Origin of the sequence: Nocardia sp. NPDC056064 (assembly GCF_042266925.1) — a bacterium.
In the GTDB taxonomy this organism is placed as follows: domain Bacteria; phylum Actinomycetota; class Actinomycetes; order Mycobacteriales; family Mycobacteriaceae; genus Nocardia.
This window is the reverse complement of record NZ_JBHJWO010000001.1, coordinates 2,004,178-2,020,375: the sequence shown is the minus strand read 5'-3', so window position 1 is coordinate 2,020,375 and position 16,198 is coordinate 2,004,178. Positions and strand designations below refer to the sequence as shown.

The window sequence follows — 16,198 nt, the reverse complement described above, 5'->3', positions numbered from 1 at the left end:
GGGGCCGGATCTCTCGCTCGCATCCGGCCCCGACCCGGTCAATTCAGGACCGGGAAACGGTCGTCCAGGGCGAGATCGAGCTCGACGACGTTCGCCGCGATGGCCGTCAGAGATATCGGATGCAATAGGTGGTCGAGCCCCCGTGGAATGACAAGGAGGCATGTCCGCCGCATCCGGACACCGATCGTGTGGTTCGCAGGGCAACGAAGTTTCCGGGCGAGCACGACGCCGGGAGGACAGGACCAGCGGGGTCGGTCAGGCGGTAACAATAGTTGGCGACCATAAAGACGGTGAGGCACAGGCCGTAATCCTCATCGACAATGAAGCCATCTTTCGAATTCGGGCATTCCCAGTCGGGGTTGTCTGGATGCAATATCGCCTTGACCTTGTAGGGGCGGTCTCCGTTCTCGCAGTCGGAACCGGCGCGCGTCAGATTCCCGGTGGCGTTCAACGCAATGCAGTCACCCACCAACGCGCGCGGTCGCGACCGCCCCACCGGTACTGTCGTTGTCACCGCCGTGCTCCGGTCGATGGCCGAGGTCGCCGATGCCGATGTGGTGGGTCGGCGGGTCGTGGTGGTGGCATCCGAGCTGCTGCGCTCCGCCGGTGTCATACTCGGCGACGCCGTTCGAGTGTAGGCGGCCTGCTCGTCCAATGCCTGGGTCGTCCTGTACGCACTGGGTGTCGCGCCATCGACGCCGCTCCTGCCGTTCGCCCATATGCCCATGGCCACGAGAGGCAAGACCAGGAGGACCACAAAGCCCACCTCCCACCTTTGTCCGAGTTTGATCTGCCGATCGCTCAGCCCTGGCAGCATCGGTTCCGTCAATCGGTGGCGTATCGGGGACTTCGCGGGCAGCGTGCTCCGGCGAACTCCGCTGTTTTGAGCGCCTGCCGACCTCATGCCCGAGGTGGGAGGGGACGATGCGGAGTGCTCACCCGCGCTACCTGTCGTGATCGACTGAGCCCGTTCGGTCGGTGACCGGTGGGCATTGTCGGCATCCGGCCACGAAGCGGGAACCCACCTCTTTGTCGCTGTCTCCGCGGGCACCCGCGTCGTACCTGTCGCGGGAGGTTTCGGTGCAGTGGCCGTGGGCGCAGCCGGAGGGGCGGAGGTACCGCCGGATCCGGGCTGATCGGCCACGTCCGTGAGTGATCGTCGTGTCGCCTCGACGAGTTCGGCGCAGCTCACGTATCGATCGTCGGGATCCTTGGCCAGGGCCTTCGCGATGACGGCATCGAGTGCCGCGGGAAGGTCCGGCCGGAGGGCATGTGGTGACGGCGGGTCGGCGCGAAGGTGCGCGCCCATGACCGCGGCCTGGGTATCGAGCGGGTACGGAGTCTGCCCGGTGAGAAGTTCATGAAGAGTGCAGCCCAGGGAATAGACATCCGCCCGGTGATCGACCTCGCTGCCCAGGAACCTCTCGGGCGCCGCATAGGCGAAGGTCACCGCGATCGCCGAGGCCGTCGCTGTCGCGTCGAGCGCGCGCGCGATACCGAAATCGCCTAGCACAGCACGCAACCCACCGCGGGGCGCCGGTTCGATCAGCAGGTTCGCCGGTTTGACATCGCGGTGCAGGATTCCCTGGGAATGGGCGTAGTCCAGTGCCTCGGCAGCATCGGACAGCAGTCGCAGCACCAATTCGGGTGCCAATCCCCGCGGCGAATCAGCGAGCAGCGCCTTGACATCGCCGCCGGGGACAAGGCCCATCGATAGCCACAATTCCGGTTCGCCGGGCTTGCTGCGGTCGTAGATGGTGACAATGTTGGGGTGCCGGAGATCGGCCACCAACTCCGCCTCCCGGTCGAAAGCGCGACGGGCGTCCGCATTACCGGCGAGGACGTCGGCGAGAACCTTCAACGCGACGCGGCGCTTGCTGAGCCGGGGGTGCAGGGCCAGATAGACGATGCCCATGCCGCCGACGCCGAGAATGCCTTCGATGATGTATCCGGCGAAGGTGTCCCCTGGTCGCAGGGCCATTTTCTCGCACCTCTGTGTCGCCGAGGCGGATCTCGTCGCCGTCGTGGAGATTTCGTCGAGCTACCGTCACACCGGCACGGCCGGGTCGTCGTCGAGGGCGCTGCCGAGCCTCTGGAGATCTGCCGGTGCCAGTGTCGCAGATCGTAGCAATGCCTGTATGAGATTGTGGTTCAAGGTATTTCCGACAGGTTCGCCGATTCCGTCCTCGATCCGGATCCCCTCGACCGGATCAGCGGCCATCGACAGCCGCTCCCGCACCACGCCGACGATGTAGGCCACAGTCCTGGGCGACCACAGCCGCTCGTCCGGGCCGCTGTTCAGCTCTTCGGCCACCTGCCGCCACGACAGCGGCTGCGGATAGCGTTCCTGGCGCAGATACCGTTGGGCGAGTGCGGTAAGCACCAATTTTTCGTCCGAGCTCAAGGGATACGCCTTCGGAGGCACTGTGCGGCTGTGCTGTCGTTCGATGGAATTCTCGGTATGGGCGCGGACCACATGAACCTCCAGCAGGTGCGGCCGGTCCTTCCTGGATCCGATGAACATCGGTGTGTACCCGGGTGCGACGGCACGCTGCTGGCCATTCAGCAGCAGCCCTTCGCCGGGGAACTCGATCGGCAGCTGTCCCAGATTGCTCACCCGCCACTGCTGTCCGTCGTACTCGAAGACACCGTGTCTACGGCTGACCCGCTCGTCACCGACCCCGATGGGGACATGGACGTCGTCTCGGGATCGGCCGAAGTACAGCCGGAACTCCCGCGGCGGGACGGCATAACCGCCGTCGGTCCCCAGCGCGAAGATCGTGCCCAGCGGCGCGGGTGGAACGCCACCCGACAAGCTCCGCATCGAGCTCGACAACACCTGCGGCACGAAACCGTCGTCGGCCATCGCATCATCCTTCCGTCGAAACCGCCGCCCGAACGGTATCGGAGCACCCCCGTCACCCCACGCAAATCGGACATCGAAACCACACCGCGGTCCGTCGGGCGCGGTCAGCTCCGGAACGGGAAGCGTTCGTCCGATGCGAGATCGAGCTCGACGACGTTCACCCGTGGCTCGCCGGGGAAACTGAGCGTGCGGCCACCAGGTCGCCGAGCTGGTCGGCGGTGATGCCGCGGGCGCGCGCCACCCGGGCGACCTTCGAGCGCGTGCACACGCAGCGGTGTACCGCCCGCGGCCGAGATGCCGTCGACGATCCGGCTGCGCAAGGGTGCGGCGTGTGGATGTTGTCAATGCGGGGCGGATAACCGTCAAGGCACCGTAAAGATCGAGTTCAGGGCGGCTCGGCGGGACCACAATGGTCCGGCGGCAGGCGAGTTCGCCGGCTGTCCCTGTGCGCACGGAAAGTGAGATCGCGGTGTCTGTAGTGACTGTCGCGGTGATCCTCGGTTTCGTCGGATCACTGCTGCTGCTCCGGGTGCTGAACCGGCTGAACGCTTCGCACTCGCCGATGGTGACCGTTGGTGTGTTGCCGGTGCGTGCGCCGGTTCCGCCGCGCCTACCCGCGATGATGGACCGGTGAAACGCGGACAACTGCGCATCTACCTGGGTGCGGCGCCGGGCGTGGGGAAGACCTACGCCATGCTCGGCGAGGCGCACCGGCGGCTGGAACGCGGCCGCGACGTGGTGGCGGCCGTGGTGGAGACCCACGGCCGCGAGAAGACCGCCGAGCTGCTCGACGGCATCGAGCGGATCGCGCCGAAGATCGTCGGCTACCGGGGCACCGAACTGCCCGAACTCGACGTCGATGCGGTGCTGGCCCGCAGGCCCGCGGTGGTGCTGGTCGACGAACTGGCGCACACCAACGCGCCGAGCAGCGCCAACGAGAAGCGCTGGCAGGATGTCGAACAGCTGCTCGACGCGGGCATCGACGTCATCTCGACGGTGAATGTGCAGCACCTGGAGAGCCTCAACGACGTGGTCGCGCGGATCACCGGCATCGAGCAGCGCGAGACCGTGCCGGACGCGGTGGTGCGCGCCGCCGACCAGGTGGAACTGGTCGACCTCACGCCGGAGGCGTTGCGGCGCAGGCTCTCCCACGGCAATGTCTACGCCGCCGACAAGATCGACGCGGCGCTGCGCAACTACTTCCGCCCCGGCAATCTGACGGCGCTGCGCGAGCTGGCGCTGCTGTGGCTGGCCGACCAGGTCGACGCCGCACTGGCGAAATACCGGGCCGAGCACCGGATCACCGACCTGTGGGAGGCACGCGAACGTGTCGTCGTCGCGGTGACCGGCGGCCGCGAATCGGAGACGGTGGTGCGCCGGGCCGGGCGGATCGCCTCGAAATCCAGTGCGGAGCTGGTCGTGGTGCACGTGGTGCGCGGTGACGGGCTGGCCGGGGTGTCCACCGAACGGATGGCGACGCTGCGTGCCCTCGCCGCCGGGCTCGGCGCCTCGCTGCACACCGTCACCGGCGCCGACGTGCCCACCGCGCTGCTCGATTTCGCCCGCGAGGTCGACGCCACCCAGCTGGTGCTGGGCACCTCCCGGCGTTCGCGCTGGGCGCGGATTCTCGACGAGGGCATCGGCGCCACCGTGGTGCAGCGCTCGGGCCGCATCGATGTGCACATGGTGACCCACGAGGAGGCCGACGGCGGGGTGCGCAGGCATCGGCTGCGCCCGCGCCGACCGGTGTTCGCGTGGTCGGCCGCGGTGCTGGTGCCGGTGCTGGTCAGCCTGCTGTGTGGGCTGCTGCTCGATCGCTGGCTGCAGCTGGGCGGGCTCAGCGCCCTGTTCTTCGTCGGCGTCGTCGCGGTGGCGTTGTTCGGCGGCGTGGTGCCCGCGGGGTTGTCGGCGCTGCTGTCGGGGTTGCTGCTGAACTGGTATTTCACCGCGCCACGCTTCAGCTTCACCATCGCCGAGCCGGACAATTTCGTCACCGTGGTGGTGCTGCTCATCGTCGCGGTGGCGGTGGCGGCGCTGGTGGACGTGGCCGCCGCACGGTCGCGGCAGGCGCGCAAGGCCTCCAGGGAGGCCGAGTTGCTGACGCTGTTCGCCGGGTCGGTCCTGCACGGCGCCGACCTGCCCAGGCTGCTCGAACAGGTCCGCGAGACCTACGGTCAGCGGGCGGTGAGCCTGTGCGGCGGTGGGCGGATCGTCGCCGCGGTGGGCAGCGACCCACCGGCGGATCGGGCCGGGGCGCAGACCGTCATCGAGGCCGGTGACGCGCACAGCTGTCTGCTGCTGGCGGGCCGGTCGATCGACGCGGCCGACCGGCCGGTGCTCAACGCGGTCACCAATCAGGCGGTCGGGCTGGTGCGCCAGGCCGAACTGGCCGAGGAGGCGAGCGCCGCGGCGGCGCTGCTCGAGGCCGACCGGTTGCGCCGGGCGCTGCTCTCGGCGGTCAGCCACGATCTGCGCACCCCGCTGGCCGGGGCCAAGGCCGCCGTGTCGAGCCTGCGCAGCGACGACATCGAGTTCTCGGCCGAGGACACCGGCGAACTGCTCGAGGCCATCGAGGAATCGGTCGATCAGCTCACCACGCTGGTGGGCAATCTGCTCGACTCCTCGCGGCTCACCGTCGGTGCGGTCACGCCACGGACGCAGCGCGTGTATCTGGACGAGGCCGTGCACCGCGCGCTGGTCAGCGTGGGGATGGGGGCGCGCGGGCCGCGCCGGGCGGCCAGGGACCGGGTGCGCGTGGAGGTCGGTGAGGTCTCCGTACCCGCCGACCCGGGACTGCTCGAACGGGTGCTGGCCAATCTGCTCGACAACGCGCTGCGCCACTCCGGCCCCGCGACGCCGGTGCGGGTGACCGCCGAGCAGCACGGCGACCGGGTGTCGATCGCGGTGGTCGACCGGGGGCCCGGCGTGCCCGCGGGCACCGAGGAACAGCTCTTCGAACCGTTCCAGCGCCTCGGCGACCACGACAACACCACCGGCGTCGGCCTCGGCCTGTCGGTGGTGCGCGGATTCGTCGAAGCCATGGGCGGCACGGTCCACGCCGAACCGACCCCGGGCGGCGGTCTGACGATGCTCGTCGACCTACCCTCGGGAGCGCGGGCCGAGGCACCAACCGCCGACCCGCGAGGAAAGTGAGTCCATGGGCAACCCGCCTCCCGAACCATCGAGCCCCCGCGCGACGGACTCCGACCGGATCCCGCGCGCGATCGTGCTCGTCGTCGACGACGAGCCGCAGATCGTGCGCGCGCTGCGGATCAACCTGTCGGTGCGCGGGTACGAGGTGATCACGGCCGGGACCGGCGCCGCCGCGCTGCGCGCCGCCGCCGAGAAACACCCCGACGTGGTCGTGCTCGACCTCGGCCTGCCCGACATGGACGGCATCGAGGTACTGGCCGGGCTGCGCGGCTGGACCTCGGCGCCGGTGCTGGTGCTCTCGGCGCGCACCGACTCCGCCGACAAGGTCGAAGCCCTCGACGCCGGCGCCGACGACTATGTCACCAAGCCCTTCGGCATGGACGAGCTGCTGGCCCGGCTGCGCGCGGCGATCCGGCGCGGCGCCACCGCCGCCGACGACGCCGATCCGGTGGTGGAGACGGCGTCGTTCACCGTCGATCTGGTCGCCAAACGGGTCACCAAGCACGGCACGCCGGTGCACCTGACCCCGACGGAGTGGGGCATGCTCGAGATGCTGGTGCGTCATCGCGGGAAACTGGTGGGCCGCAAGGAACTCCTGCGCGAGGTGTGGGGGCCCGCCTATGTCACCGAAACCCATTATCTGCGGGTCTATCTCGCGCAGTTGCGCCGCAAACTCGAGGACGACCCGGCCAACCCGCGCCACCTGCTCACCGAGGCCGGGATGGGGTATCGCTTCCAGGAGTGACAGTGGGCCGGGTCACCGCGCCGGAATGCCGCGACCGGCGCGGATGTTGCCAGGCGTGCATCGTTGTCGAGGCGAATGGCAGGATCAACGACTATGGCTGAGCAGAACGCACCCGTGACCACCGCACCGACCGAGCTGTGGGTCGAACGCACCGGGACCCGCGCCTACACCGGGCGCAGCTCGCGCGGCGCCGAGGTGCTGATCGCCTCGCAGGGCGTCGAGGGCGCCTTCACCCCCGGCGAGCTGCTGAAGATCGCGCTCGCCGCCTGCACCGGACTGAGCTCGGATCTGCCGCTGTCGCGCCGCCTCGGCGACGACTTCGACGCCACCATCCGGGTCTCCGGTGACGCCGACCGCGAGAACGAGGTGTACCCGCAGCTCGACGAGATCATGGAGCTGGACCTGTCCGAGCTCGACGAGGCCGCCCGCGAGCGGCTGCTGGTCACCGTGCAGCGCGCCGTGGACAAGGTGTGCACCGTGGGCCGCACGATCAAGGCCGGCGCCAAGGTGAGCCTGAACTTCGACATCGACGCATGAGCGAGGCGCCGGTCCGGCTCAGCGCCTGGGTCCACGGACAGGTCCAGGGCGTGGGTTTCCGCTGGTGGACCCGTTCGCGCGCACTGGAACTCGGCCTGGTCGGCTACGCGCGCAACCACCGCGACGGGCGGGTGCACGTGGTCGCCGAAGGCCCCCGAACGGCGGGCGCGAAACTGCTGGAGCTGCTACGGTCCGGCGCAGTGGCGGCCGGACCGCCTGGCCGGGTGGACCTGGTTGTGGAAAGCTGGGAGCCCGCGCGGGGCGACATGACGGGATTCGAGGAGCGCTAGTGGTGACTTCGGGGGCAAGGGGGCGGCAGCGGTGAGCACACAGAACCCTGGTCCGCCCGATCGGCCCGGCGACGGCGAGTCCGGACAGTCACCCTGGTCACCACCCGACCCGGGCGCGGGCTGGCCGCCGATGCCGCAGCAGCCCCCCGAGCCGCCCGCCGGTGAGCAGTCCCGGCCCGGCCGGATGGAACGCCAGGAGGCGGGCACCACCCAGCCGCGTCCGCCGACCGTCGCCGAGGCGCGCGCCAGGGACAAGGCACGCAAGCAGGCCGAACAGGCCCAGCGCGCCGCCGCCGAGGCCGAGGAGGCCAAGCGGCGCACCAGGAAACGCGTGATGATGGGCGGGATCGCCGTGGTCGGCGTCGCCGCGCTGGTCGGCGGTGGATACCTGGCCTACCGGGCGGTCACCGCGCCGGACCAGGTCACCGCGTCGTGCGTGCAGGTCGACGAGAACGGCAACGAGGTCGTCGTCGCCGACGAGTACTGCGGTGACGGCAAGACCAACTTCCGCAGCGACACCAGTCACGGGGGCGGCGGCAGCCTGATCCTGCTGGGCTGGCCGCAGTACCGCTACCACTACGGCGGCACCCCCACCATCGGCAAGCCGCCCACCGGCGGCAGCTCGGTGAAACCGCGCAACGCCGAGATCAAGACCAAGTCCGGCACCACCATTCAGCGCGGTGGCCTGGGTAGCAAGTCCACCGGCGGGAGCGGATCCTGATGCGGCGCACGAGGAGTACGCCCCGGCCGGGCTGGCAGCAGATCATCGAGAGTCAGGGCCTGGTCTACGGCGCGCCGGGCCGCGACGCCAGCGGTCAGCCGCGGCCGTACTGGGACGAATCGGTGCACTACGAGTTCTCGATGGACGAGATCCTCGCGCTGGAAGCCGATGTGGAACTGCTGCAGTCGATGTGCCTGCACGCGGCCGAGCACGTGGTGCTCACCGAGCGGTTCGCCGATTTCGGTCTGCCGGAATGGAGCTGGGGCCCGATCACCGAATCCTGGCGTCGCAGCGACCCGTACGTCTACGGCCGCTTCGATCTGCGCTACGACGCGCGGCGCCCGGCCAAACTGCTCGAGTACAACGCCGACACCCCCACCTCGCTGCTCGAGGCCGCCATCATCCAGTGGCACTGGCTCCAGCAGGTGTATCCCGGTGGCGACCAGTGGAATTCGCTGCACGAGAAGCTGGTGGAGCGCTGGACCGAGTTGCGCGGGGTGCTGCCGGGCAGCGAACTGCACTTCACCTGGTCGGGGGCCGACGCCACCGGCGAGGACAATGTCACCACCGCGTACATGCAGGAGACCGCGGCCGAGGCCGGGTTCGACACCGTCGCGCTGCCGATCGAGGAGGTCGGCTTCGACATCGAGCTGAACCGCTTCGTGGATCTGGCCGAGGCGCCGATCGAGGCGGTCTTCAAGCTGTACCCGTGGGAGTGGATCCTCGACGACGATTTCGGCAAGCGGGTCGTGGCGAGCCTGCCCGCCACCGCCTGGGTCGAGCCGCTGTGGACGACACTGCTGAGCAACAAGGCCATCCTGGCGATCCTGTGGGAGATGTATCCGGGCCATCCCAATCTGCTGCCCGCCTACCTGGACGACCCGCACGAGCTCACCGAGTACATCCGCAAGCCCAAGCTGGGCCGCGAAGGCGCGAACATGACCATCGTCGGTGCCGGGATGGAGACCGCGACCGGCGGTGTCTACGGCCACGAGGGTTTCGTCTACCAGCTGCTCGACCCGCTGCCGGAGTTCGACGGGATGCGCCCGGTGCTGGGCGCCTGGGTCGTCGGCGACACCGCGGCGGGCCTCGGCATCCGCGAGACCGCGGGCCTGATCACCGATGACGGCGCGGCCTTCGTCCCGCACCGCATCGTCGACTGACCACACACCACTTGTTTCGAAAGGACCACGATGACCGCCCTCGCCCTGGAATCGGGTTATTGGAGTGCACTCGGTGAAGGCGTCGGCGCCATCATCCTGTACTGCCTGATCGGCCTGGCCCTGATGCTGATCGGCTTCTTCGCCATCGACCTGACCACCCCGGGCAAGCTGCGCGACCTGGTCGTCGGCGGCAAGCCGAACGCGCTCATCGTCTCCGCCGCGGGCATGATCAGCATGGCGTTCATCGTGGTGTTCGCGGTGCTGGCCACCGGTGGCGTCAACAAGCTGACCGAGGGACTGATCGCGGCCGTGGTGTACGGCCTGGTCGGCATCATCGCGCAGGTGGTCTCGGTGCGCATCATCGAGAAGGTCACCGGCATCGACATCGGCCGCACCCTGCACGCCGACACCTACACCCCCGAGGTCCTGGTGGTCGCCGCCGCGCACTTCGCGCTGGGCCTCGTGGTGGCCTTCGCGATCCTCTGACCTGGCCCGGGTTGACATCGCACAGTGGAGGGTGGACGCTGGACACCAGCAGACCACTGTGAGGGTGACCGAGAGGACGTCGGCATGGATATCAGCCCGGGTACACGCGCGTCCGACGCCGAACGCAACGCGATCGTCGCCCAGCTGGGCACCCACCTCGCCGACGGCCGCCTCGACCTCGCCGAGTACGACCAGCGCGTCGCCAAGGTGTACGAGACGACCACGCGCGACCAGCTCGCCGTCGTCCTGTCCGACCTGCCCCCACTGGCGTCCCAGCCCGACGCCACCGCCCCGGCGCCCCGCCCCGCCAAACGGCTTCCGGTCTGGCAGCGCATCGAGGCGGGCAGCTGGCTCGGCGTCAGCGTCATCGTGCTCGTCATCTGGGGCCTGATCAGCCTGACCGCGGGCGAACTCACCTACTTCTGGCCCATGTGGGTCATCGGCCCGTGGGGCGCGGTCCTGCTCTTCCGCGTCATCACCGGCTGGGAAGCCACCCCCGGCACCCAGACCCACCTGCGCCAGATGCAGAAGCACAGGAACCACCTGGACCCCCACGGCAAACACCTCGGTCCGCGCGATCCGCACTGAGCCGGGCCGAATCGCAGCCTGGTGGGACGGTGGTGTCGCCGTCTTCGGTTAGGCTCACGCGAGCACACGGGTCATCGACCGGCTGACCGGCGCGACCCGACCATCGCCGACCGCGTGTTCTGTCCTGCCCGCGCCCAGGTCCGGCCCGATTCGCGGAGAGGGGCACAGCTTGCACCTGAAGAGCCTGACGTTGAAGGGGTTCAAGTCCTTCGCGTCCGCGACCACCCTGCGCTTCGAACCGGGCATCACCTGTGTCGTCGGGCCAAACGGGTCCGGGAAGTCCAATGTCGTGGACGCGCTCACCTGGGTGATGGGTGAGCAGGGTGCCAAGGCGTTGCGGGGCGGCAAGATGCAGGACGTCATCTTCGCCGGGACCAGCGGGCGGGCCCCGCTCGGGCGCGCCGAGGTGACGCTGACCATCGACAACTCCGACGGCGCGCTGCCGATCGACTACGCCGAGGTGTCGATCACCCGGCGCATGTTCCGCGACGGCGCGGGCGAGTACGAGATCAACGGCAGCAGCTGCCGGTTGATGGACGTGCAGGAACTGCTGTCGGACTCCGGGATCGGGCGCGAGATGCACGTCATCGTGGGGCAGGGGCAGCTCTCGGCGATCCTGGAGTCGCGGCCGGAGGACCGGCGTGCCTTCGTCGAGGAGGCCGCGGGTGTGCTCAAGCACCGCAGGCGCAAGGAGAAGGCGGTCCGCAAGCTCGACGCGATGCAGGCCAATCTCGCCCGGCTCACCGACCTCACCACCGAGCTGCGCCGTCAGCTCAAGCCGCTGAGCAGGCAGGCCGAGGTGGCCAGGCGCGCGCAGACCGTGCAGGCCGACCTGCGGGACGCGCGGCTGCGGCTGGCCGCCGACGATCTGGTCACCCGCCGCGGCGAGCTGGAATCCCAGCTCAGCAAGGAGGCCTACGCCCGCGAGCAGCAGATCACCGTGCAGTCCGAGCTCGACGCCGCCAATGCCGCGCTGGCTCAGCAGGAGTTCCAGCTGTCGAAGCTGAGCCCCAGCGCCGATGCCGCCGCGCAGACCTGGTTCCAGCTCTCCGCGCTGGCCGAGCGGGTCAACGCCACCATCCGCATCGCCGGTGACCGGGCTCGCCACCTCGACACCGAGACCCCGGTCGGCACGGGCCGCGACCCTGAACAGCTCGAGGCCGAAGCCGACCGCATCGAGGCCGAGGAAGCCGAACTGCGCTACGCGGTGGAGATGGCCGCCGAGACCCTGGACGCCGCCCGCGAGGCGCTGGCCGATCGCGAGCAGGCTGCCAAGGCCGCCGAACAGGCGCATCTGGCCGCCGTGCGCGCCATCGCCGACCGGCGCGAGGGCCTGGCCCGGCTGGCCGGGCAGGTCGACACCCTGCGCACCCGGGCCCAGTCGGTCGACGCCGAGATCGCCCGCCTGTCGGTCGCCATCGCCGACGCGCGCCACCGCGGCGAGACCGCCCAGGTCGAATACGACGCCGTGCAGGACGAGCTCGGCGACCTGGACGCGGGGGAGAAGGGCCTCGACGCCCAGCACGAGCACGCGGTCGCCGCCCTGGAGCTGGCCGACGAACGCGTGCGGGAACTGCGCGAACAGGACCGGGAGGCGAGCAAACTGGTCGCCCGGCTCGGTGCCCGCATCGAGGCGCTCGGGATGAACCTGGCCCGCAAGGACGGCGCGGCCTGGTTGCTCGAACACGGGGTCACCGGGCTCGGTGGCCGGTTGTCGGGCGAGCTGCGGGTGCGGGCCGGGTTCGAGGCAGCGGTCGCCGCGCTGCTCGGGCCGCTCGCCGACGCCGTCACCGCCGAGACCGCCACCGCCGCCGACGCGGCCGTGCGCGAACTGCGCTCCGGCGACGGCGGCCGGGTGGCCTTCGTCTTCGCGACCGAGGGCGTGGTGCCCGCCACGCCCGGTGCGCTGCCCGCGGGCGCGACCTGGCTGGCCGAGGTCCTCGACGGCGCCGACCAGGTGCGTCCGGCCCTCGCCGCGCTCACCGCCGGGGTCGCGGTCGTCGACGACCTGGCCGCCGCCACCGCCCTCGTCGCCCAGCGCCCGGAACTGCGGGTGGTCACCCGCGACGGCGACCTGGCCGGTTCGGGCTGGATCGTCGGCGGTTCGGAGCGGATGCCCAGCCAGCTCGAGGTGCAGGCCGAGATCGATGCCGCCACCGCCGAACTGGCCGCCGCGCAGCGCCGCGCCGAGGAACTGGAGGCCGCGCTGGCCGGCGCGCTGGCCGAACAGACCGACCGCAAGGAATCGGCCGACCACGCCCTGATGGCGCTGCACGAATCCGACCAGGCGCTGCTGGCCATCTACGACCGGCTCGCCCGCGTCGGCCAGAGCGCGCGCGCCGCCCAGACCGAGGGGGAGCGGCTGGCCGGGCAGCGCGCCGAGGCCGAGGCCGCAAGGGAGAAGTCCCTGGCCTCCCTCGCCGAGCTCGAGGACCGGCTGCGCCACGCCGAGATCGAACACGACGGCGACGACGACAGCTTCGGTGCCGCGAGCACCGAGACCGCCGGGCGCGCCCGTGAGGAGGCCGCCGCCGCGCTGGCCGAGGCCCGCACCATGGAGGTCGAGGCCCGGCTGACGGTGCGCACCGCCGAGGAGCGCGCGGAATCGGTACGCGGCAAGGCGGATTCGCTGCGCCGGGCCGCCCGCGCCGAACGGGAGGCACGGGCCCGCGCCGAACGCGCCCAGGCCGCGCGCCGCCGCGCCGCCGCCGTGGCGGCCGCGGTCGCCGAGTCCGGCGCGAAGATCGCCCACGAACTCGAGCAGGTGGTCGCCACCGCGGCCGCGCGCCGCGACGAACTGGTGCGCAGGCGCGGGGAGTGCGCCGCCGCGCTCGAACAGGTGAAGGAACGCGCGCGGGTGCTCACCACCCAGCTCGCCCAGCTCACCGACGCGGTGCACCGCGACGAGGTCGCCAAGGCCCAGGCCGCCCTGCGGATCGAACAGCTCGAGACCACCATCGCCGAACAGTTCGGCATCGCCCTGGCCGACCTGGTCGCCGAGTACGGCCCCGACGTTCCGCTGCCGCCTTCGGCGCTCGAGCTGCAGGAGTACGAGGACGCCAAGGAACGCGGCGAACAGGTCAGCGCGCCCCAGCCGATGCCCTACGACCGGGCCACCCAGGAGCGCCGGGCCAAGCGCGCCGAGAAGGACCTCACCACGCTCGGCAAGGTGAACCCGCTGGCCCTCGAGGAGTTCGCCGCGCTCGAGGAGCGCTACAACTTCCTGGCCACCCAGCTCGAGGACGTCAAGAACGCGCGCAAGGACCTGCTCGACGTGGTCGCCGAGGTCGACGCGCGCATCCTGCAGGTGTTCACCGAGGCCTACGCCGATGTGGAACGCGAATTCGTCGGCGTCTTCGCCAAGCTGTTCCCCGGGGGCGAGGGCAGGCTGGTGCTCACCGACCCCTCCGACATGCTCACCACCGGCATCGAGGTCGAGGCGCGGCCGCCGGGCAAGAAGGTCAAGCGGCTCTCGCTGCTGTCCGGCGGCGAGAAGTCGCTGACCGCGGTGGCGCTGCTGGTCGCGATCTTCCGGGCCCGTCCGTCCCCGTTCTACGTGATGGACGAGGTCGAGGCGGCCCTGGACGACACCAACCTGCGCCGCCTGATCGGCCTGTTCGAGCAGCTGCGCGAGAAGAGCCAGCTGATCGTGATCACCCACCAGAAGCCGACCATGGAGATCGCCGACGCGCTCTACGGCGTGAGCATGCGCGGCGACGGCATCACCCAGGTCATCTCGCAGCGGCTCAACCGGGTCGACACGGCCCCGGCGGCGCAGGCGGAATCGGTGGGGGCACCGGCGAGCTAGCCGGCGCCCCCGGGACCGCCGGGTCATCCGTCGGCCGAGTTGCCCGGTTCAGCGCACGGGCACGGCGTCGATCCGGTGCCGGATCGCCTCGGCGCCGCCGCGGGCCAGCCAGTCGGACAGGCCGGTCAGGCCCGGATACAGCGCGCGCACGGCGGGGATGTCGGCGTGCCAGCCGCCGGTCTGCCGGGCCAGCCGCCAGACATTGCCGAGCTGTGGGCCGATCGCGTCGGCCTCGGCCTCGGTGGCCTCCCGGTAGTGGACCGGACGGCCGGTGGCCGCGCCGATGAGGGCCGCCGCCGCCACCGGGGTGATCGCCTCACCCGCCAGGTCCAGCGCGCGGCCGTGCCAGCCGTCCGGGTCGGCGAAGGCCAGTGCGGCGAAGGCGGCGATGTCCTCGACGGCGATCATCTGGAGCGGGCGGTCGGCGGGGAACAGGTGGTAGTGCTCGCCGCCGGGCCGCACGCCGTCGACCGGGCTGCCCCGCAGCAGGTAGTTCTCCATGAAGCGGACCGGGCGCAGCAGGGTGTAGCGCAGGCCGGAGGCGGCGACCGCCTCTTCGATGCGGACCTTGCCCTGCATGCCCCACGCCGCCGGGTCGCCCGCCGAGGCGACGCCGGTGAACACGATCTGCCCGGCACCGGCCGACACGGCGGCCTCGACGACGGCGATGCCGTGGCGGGCCTCGTCGGTGATGTCCCAGCCGTGCGCCGCGTAGGTCGCGACCGGGACCAGGAAGACGGCCCGGGTGCCGGTGACGGCCGCACGCAGGGCCGCGGCGTCCTCGAAGGTGCCGACGGCGAGGTCGGCCCCGGCGGCGGCCAGGGCACGCGCGGCGGCGGAGTCGCGGTCGCGGACCAGGGCGCGGACCGGGTGGCCGTCGGCGAGCAGCCTGCGCGCGGTCGCACCGCCTTGCTGCCCGGTCGCGCCGGTGACCAGGACGGGGAGTTCGGAGGTCATGTCGGAATGGTTCCGTTCGTCGTCGCTAGAATCGGGTCGGTCGACCCGTATTCCGGACGGTACGGGTGGCACTGCCCTCGCGACCAGGGCGATCGGGGAGAGGGCGTAACGAAATGACGGTCCAGGACACCGCCGGACCGGCGGGCCGGGCGGACGCGCGCCGCAATCGCGCGCTCGTGCTCGCGGCTGCCCAGCGCGCGCTCGCGGAGCGGGGTACCGCGGTCTCGCTGGCCGAGGTGGCGCGGCGCGCGGGCGTCGGCGCGGGCACCGTGCACCGGCACTTCCCGACGAAGACCGACCTGGTGGAAGCGGTGATGCAGCAGCGGGTGGACCGCCTGGCCGCGCTCGCCGCCGAACAGCTGGCCGCACCCGATCCCGGGACCGCGTTCTTCACACTGTGCAGGCACGTCGTCCTCACGACACCGGCCAATCGCGACCTGTGCGATCTGGTGCAATCCGACGACGGCTGGCCGCGCGCGCTGCTGCGCGAGGCGGGCGAACGCTTCCATCGCGCGCTGGCCGCGCTGCTCGCCGCCGCCCAGCGCCACGGCGCGGTCCGCCTCGACGTGACGGTCACCGACGTGCTCGACCTGTTCACCGGATGTGTTGCGATCCAACGACAGCGGGCCGGCAGCCCGACCCTCGCCCCGGCCGCCGCGCTCATCCTCGACGCTCTGCGCGCCACACCACCGGATGTCACGGAACCGGGACGAACCGCCCGTGACGAAACAGCGGTTCGTGATGAAACCGACGCTGTGCACTGCCCGGTCTGCGGCGCCACCGTCCACCGATCCGGTACCGGTCGTCCGGCCCGCTACTGTTCCCCGGCCTGCCGCCAGAAAGCCCACCGCCGCCGTCACCCCTGACGACCGGCCGGACCCGAG

The 16,198-nt window shown here is 70.9% G+C and carries 14 protein-coding genes; 11 read left to right on the top strand and 3 right to left on the bottom strand.

Features of this window, described 5'->3' with window-relative positions; genetic code table 11:
* Positions 1-106: 106 nt before the first annotated feature.
* Together ACFC06_RS09285 and ACFC06_RS09280 are read right to left on the bottom strand one after the other, a co-directional pair.
* Positions 107-1,981 (bottom strand): protein kinase, encoded by a 1,875-nt coding sequence (locus ACFC06_RS09285; RefSeq protein WP_375929277.1) that lies wholly within the window; start codon positions 1,979-1,981, stop codon positions 107-109.
* Between the two features lie 66 nt (positions 1,982-2,047).
* Positions 2,048-2,866, bottom strand: a complete 819-nt coding sequence (locus ACFC06_RS09280) for an FHA domain-containing protein (protein WP_375929276.1) — start codon at positions 2,864-2,866, stop codon at positions 2,048-2,050.
* Between the two features lie 469 nt (positions 2,867-3,335).
* On the opposite strand from ACFC06_RS09280, the gene ACFC06_RS09275 reads away from it, so the two are divergent.
* The 10 genes from ACFC06_RS09275 (at position 3,336) to smc (ending at position 14,357) form a co-directional block, all read left to right on the top strand.
* Entirely contained in the window at positions 3,336-3,500 is a 165-nt protein-coding gene (locus tag ACFC06_RS09275) for a hypothetical protein (protein ID WP_375929275.1), read from the top strand.
* Positions 3,497-6,019 carry an ATP-binding protein gene (locus tag ACFC06_RS09270; RefSeq protein ID WP_375929274.1) on the top strand — a complete coding sequence of 841 codons (2,523 nt, stop codon included), beginning with the start codon at positions 3,497-3,499 and terminating at the stop codon, positions 6,017-6,019. Before ACFC06_RS09275 ends, ACFC06_RS09270 begins: the two co-directional genes overlap by 4 nt.
* A gap of 4 nt (positions 6,020-6,023) precedes the next feature.
* On the top strand, positions 6,024-6,764 hold the full coding sequence (locus tag ACFC06_RS09265; RefSeq protein WP_375929273.1) for a response regulator: 741 nt from the start codon (positions 6,024-6,026) through the stop codon (positions 6,762-6,764).
* Positions 6,765-6,857: 93 nt separating this feature from the next.
* Entirely contained in the window at positions 6,858-7,301 is a 444-nt protein-coding gene (locus tag ACFC06_RS09260) for an OsmC family protein (protein WP_375929272.1), read from the top strand.
* The gene (locus ACFC06_RS09255) at positions 7,298-7,591 is read left to right on the top strand and encodes an acylphosphatase (RefSeq protein ID WP_375929271.1); all 294 of its coding nucleotides are present in this window, start codon (positions 7,298-7,300) and stop codon (positions 7,589-7,591) included. The genes ACFC06_RS09260 and ACFC06_RS09255 overlap by 4 nt, the downstream gene beginning before the upstream one ends.
* A 184-nt stretch (positions 7,592-7,775) precedes the next feature.
* Positions 7,776-8,312: a hypothetical protein gene (locus ACFC06_RS09250; protein WP_375935345.1), complete on the top strand. Its 537-nt coding sequence runs from the start codon at positions 7,776-7,778 to the stop codon at positions 8,310-8,312.
* Entirely contained in the window at positions 8,312-9,475 is a 1,164-nt protein-coding gene (locus tag ACFC06_RS09245; RefSeq protein WP_375929270.1) for a glutathionylspermidine synthase family protein, read from the top strand. The genes ACFC06_RS09250 and ACFC06_RS09245 overlap by 1 nt, the downstream gene beginning before the upstream one ends.
* 30 nt (positions 9,476-9,505) lie before the next feature.
* A complete protein-coding gene (locus ACFC06_RS09240) occupies positions 9,506-9,961 on the top strand; it encodes a DUF350 domain-containing protein (protein WP_278263832.1) in 456 nt (151 codons plus the stop codon).
* A gap of 84 nt (positions 9,962-10,045) precedes the next feature.
* Entirely contained in the window at positions 10,046-10,549 is a 504-nt protein-coding gene (locus ACFC06_RS09235; protein WP_375929269.1) for a DUF1707 domain-containing protein, read from the top strand.
* A gap of 169 nt (positions 10,550-10,718) precedes the next feature.
* Positions 10,719-14,357: a chromosome segregation protein SMC gene (gene smc, locus ACFC06_RS09230; RefSeq protein WP_375929268.1), complete on the top strand. Its 3,639-nt coding sequence runs from the start codon at positions 10,719-10,721 to the stop codon at positions 14,355-14,357.
* A 48-nt stretch (positions 14,358-14,405) separates the two neighbouring features.
* Here the strand turns inward: smc and ACFC06_RS09225 are convergent, their stop codons facing one another.
* On the bottom strand, positions 14,406-15,314 hold the full coding sequence (locus ACFC06_RS09225) for an NmrA family NAD(P)-binding protein (protein ID WP_375929267.1): 909 nt from the start codon (positions 15,312-15,314) through the stop codon (positions 14,406-14,408).
* 113 nt (positions 15,315-15,427) lie between these two features.
* Here ACFC06_RS09225 and ACFC06_RS09220 point away from each other — a divergent pair, with 113 nt between their 5' ends.
* Positions 15,428-16,180 (top strand): TetR family transcriptional regulator, encoded by a 753-nt coding sequence (locus ACFC06_RS09220; protein ID WP_375929266.1) that lies wholly within the window; start codon positions 15,428-15,430, stop codon positions 16,178-16,180.
* The last annotated feature ends 18 nt before the right edge of the window (positions 16,181-16,198 follow it).

Excerpts from the sequence above, each read along its gene's own strand:
- ACFC06_RS09285 (WP_375929277.1), bottom strand. The coding sequence starts at position 1,981 with ATGGCCCTGCGACCAGGGGACACCTTCGCCGGATACATCATCGAAGGC.
- ACFC06_RS09280 (WP_375929276.1), bottom strand. The coding sequence starts at position 2,866 with ATGGCCGACGACGGTTTCGTGCCGCAGGTGTTGTCGAGCTCGATGCGG.
- ACFC06_RS09265 (WP_375929273.1), top strand. The coding sequence starts at position 6,024 with ATGGGCAACCCGCCTCCCGAACCATCGAGCCCCCGCGCGACGGACTCC.
- ACFC06_RS09260 (WP_375929272.1), top strand. The coding sequence starts at position 6,858 with ATGGCTGAGCAGAACGCACCCGTGACCACCGCACCGACCGAGCTGTGG.
- ACFC06_RS09255 (WP_375929271.1), top strand. The coding sequence starts at position 7,298 with ATGAGCGAGGCGCCGGTCCGGCTCAGCGCCTGGGTCCACGGACAGGTC.
- ACFC06_RS09250 (WP_375935345.1), top strand. The coding sequence starts at position 7,776 with ATGGAACGCCAGGAGGCGGGCACCACCCAGCCGCGTCCGCCGACCGTC.
- ACFC06_RS09245 (WP_375929270.1), top strand. The coding sequence starts at position 8,312 with ATGCGGCGCACGAGGAGTACGCCCCGGCCGGGCTGGCAGCAGATCATC.
- ACFC06_RS09240 (WP_278263832.1), top strand. The coding sequence starts at position 9,506 with ATGACCGCCCTCGCCCTGGAATCGGGTTATTGGAGTGCACTCGGTGAA.
- ACFC06_RS09235 (WP_375929269.1), top strand. The coding sequence starts at position 10,046 with ATGGATATCAGCCCGGGTACACGCGCGTCCGACGCCGAACGCAACGCG.
- ACFC06_RS09225 (WP_375929267.1), bottom strand. The coding sequence starts at position 15,314 with ATGACCTCCGAACTCCCCGTCCTGGTCACCGGCGCGACCGGGCAGCAA.
- ACFC06_RS09220 (WP_375929266.1), top strand. The coding sequence starts at position 15,428 with ATGACGGTCCAGGACACCGCCGGACCGGCGGGCCGGGCGGACGCGCGC.